Below are 3,297 nucleotides of genomic sequence, written 5' to 3' on the forward strand. Positions count from 1 at the left end.
TTACGACGCCCTCGTGCGTCTTTCGCAAGATTTCACCCTGCGGGTGCCTCTCATCGACGGGCACGGCAACTTTGGCTCACTCGATGACGGCCCCGCGGCGGCTCGCTACACCGAGGCGCGACTGCGCGCCGAAGCGATGGCCATGGTCAACGACCTCGATGAAGACGTTGTCGACTTTGTGCCGAACTACGACAACCAGTTGAGTCAGCCATCGGTGCTTCCTGCGGCGTTCCCGAATCTCCTGGTCAACGGCGCGAGCGGCATCGCTGTGGGCATGGCGACGAACATGGCGCCCCACAACCTCATCGAGGTGGCGGCCGCCGCGCGCCACCTGCTCGACAACCCGAGCGCGACGCTTGACGACCTCATGGCCTATGTGCCGGGGCCTGATCTCCCGACCGGCGGAACCATCATTGGGCTCGATGGAATTCGCGAGGCGTATGCAACCGGGCGCGGCAGCTTCAAGACCCGGGCCAAGGTGTCGATCGAGTCGGTGACGGCGCGCAAGACGGGCATCGTTGTCACTGAGTTGCCTTATTTGGTCGGGCCCGAAAAGGTCATCGAGAAGATCAAAGACGGCGTGCAGTCGAAGAAGATTGCCGGAATCAGCGACGTTACCGATCTCACCGATCGGCGCAATGGCCTTCGGCTCGTGATTGGAATCAAGACAGGGTTTAGCCCTGAAGCGGTTCTTGAGCAGCTCTATCGCCTCACTCCCCTCGAAGACGGTTTCTCGATCAACGCCGTCGCGCTCGTCGACGGCACACCACAAACTCTGGGGCTCAAGGAGTTGCTGCAGGTCTACATCGACCACCGCATCCGAGTGGTCACGCGGCGCAGCCGGTACCGCCTCGATCGGCGCCGTGAGCGGCTGCACTTGGTCGAGGGCCTCCTCATCGCGATTCTCGACATCGATGAGGTCATTCAGGTCATTCGAACGTCTGACGACGCCGAGGCTGCTCGCACGCGCCTCATGGAGGTCTTCGACCTCAGCACGCTCCAGAGCGAATACATCCTCGAGCTCCGACTGCGTCGCCTCACGAAGTTCAGCCGCATCGAGCTCGAGACCGAACGCGATCAGCTGTTGGCCGAGATCACCGAACTGGAGTCTCTGCTCGCCGACCCGGCTCGCGTGCGCACGGTTGTTGGCGATGAGCTCGAGGCCACGGCCGATCGATTCGGAACTCCACGACGCACTCTGCTGACCGAGGCGAACGCGTCGGTCGCGGCACCGCGCAGCCGCGGCGCTGCTCCGATCTCGCTCGAAATTGCCGACGCCCCATGCCGCGTGCTGGTCTCAACGACCGGCCGAGCCGTTCGCGTGGAATTGCCCGAAGGCACAACCATCGTCGCCCCCTCGCGACGAAGCAAGCACGATGCGCTCCTCGGCTCGGTCGACTCGACGACGCGCGGTGAGCTCGCAGCGATCACCTCACGAGGTCGTTTCGTGCGATTCACGCCCGTCGACTTGCCGAGCGTTCCGGCAAACTCGGTGCAATTGGCCGCGGGCGCCAAGCTCCGTGACTACCTCGGACTGACCGACGCGAAAGAACGTGTGCTGGCGATCGTTGACCCCGCCAGCTCGACACCGCTCGCGCTCGGCACGCGCGAAGGCATTGTCAAGCGCGTCTCGCCGGGAGGCTGGCCCGCGCGCCCCGACGGCGACGTCATCGCCCTCAAGGCCGGAGACGAGGTCATCGGGGCCGCTCTCGCTGACGACAGCGCCGAACTCGTCTTCGTGACGACGGATGCCCAGCTCTTGCACTTCGGCGCTGACCAGGTTCGCCCCCAGGGCATGGCGGCCGCGGGAATGGCCGGCATCAAACTCGGCGCCGGAGCGCGAGCACTGTTCTTCGGAGCCGTCGACCCGGCAACCGCCGAAGTGCTCACGGTCTCGAGCTCGACGCAGACCATAGCGGGAGCCGATCCCGGGCGCGCGAAGCTGTCGCTCTTCGAGCAGTTCCCGGGCAAGGGTCGCGCGACGGGCGGCGTTCGGTGCCACGCCTTCCTCAAGGGCGAAGACGTGCTGCAGCTCGCCTGGGTGGGCGCTCGACCGCTTGCCGTGGGCGCCGACGGTTCGTCACGCACGTTGCCCCAGGGCGGGGCCAAGCGCGACGCGTCGGGCACACTGCTCGACTCGCCCATCGGGTCAGTCGGAACACCCATCAGCTAGCGCTGTCCCCGTCGATGGCCCTGAGATCGCGGGAGATTCACCAGACGCCCATGCGATCGCGGTCGACGGGCTAAATGTCGATCCGATCGCGGTCGAGTCCTTGCCCGGCGATGATGAAGTCTTTGCGCGGGGCGACATCGTTGCCCATGAGCAGCTCGAACATGCGCGAAGACGCCTCGGCGTCGCTGACGCGCACGCGTCGCAGGGTGCGGTGTGCCCGGCTCATGGTCGTGTCGGCAAGCTGATCGGCATCCATCTCACCGAGGCCTTTGTAGCGCTGGATCGGGTCTTGATAGCGCTTGCCTGACTTCTTGAGTGCGGCGAGCACTCCCTGTAGTTCTTTCTCGCTGTAGGTGTAGATCGTCTCGTTCGGCTTCGACCCGGGGTTCATGACGACGACGCGGTGTAGGGGCGGAACAGCCGCAAACACGCGGCCCTCATCAATCATGGGCCGCATGTAGCGGAAGAAGAGCGTCAGCAAGAGCGTGCGAATGTGCGCGCCGTCGACATCGGCGTCGCTCATGATGATGACCTTGCCGTACCGTGCCTGCTCAAGGTCAAAGCTGCGGCCCGAGCCCGCGCCAATCACCTGGATGATCGAGGCGCACTCGGCGTTGCTGAGCATGTCGCTCACCGACGCTTTCTGAACGTTGAGAATCTTGCCGCGAATAGGCAGCAACGCCTGAAACTCGCTGTCGCGAGCGAGCTTGGCCGTGCCGAGAGCGCTGTCGCCCTCGACGATGAAGAGCTCGCTGTTCGCGACGTCGTTCGATCGGCAATCGACGAGCTTGGCCGGCAAGGCCGAGCTCTCGAGCGCGTTCTTGCGCCGCTGGGTCTCTTTGTGCGCTCGGGCCGAGATACGGCTCTTCATCTCGGCGACAACCTTGTCGAGCACAAGTGCGGTCTGTGCCTTGTCATCGCGCTTTGTCGAGGCAAAACGCTCAGCGAGACCGCGCGCGATCACGTTCGCGGCAATCGCGCGAACGGCGGGCGTGCCCAAAATCTCTTTCGTCTGGCCTTCGAACTGTGGCTCGGGCAAGCGCACCGTCAGCACGGCCGTGAGGCCAGCGAGTACGTCGTCTTTCTCGAGTTTGTCGGTGCCGACTTTCAGGCGACGCGCGTTC

The 3,297-nt window shown here is 64.6% G+C and carries 2 protein-coding genes; one reads left to right on the plus strand and one right to left on the minus strand.

The features are described from left to right. A partial coding sequence (locus SFU54_RS02100) for a DNA topoisomerase (ATP-hydrolyzing) (protein WP_319014664.1) occupies positions 1-2,173 on the plus strand: 2,173 nt, incomplete at its 5' end. A gap of 70 nt (positions 2,174-2,243) precedes the next feature. Here the strand turns inward: SFU54_RS02100 and SFU54_RS02105 are convergent. Further along, the coding region (locus SFU54_RS02105; protein WP_319014665.1) for a toprim domain-containing protein at positions 2,244-3,297 on the minus strand (1,054 nt) is incomplete at its 5' end.

The organism is Microcella sp. (assembly GCF_033763155.1).
Taxonomy (GTDB): domain Bacteria; phylum Actinomycetota; class Actinomycetes; order Actinomycetales; family Microbacteriaceae; genus Microcella.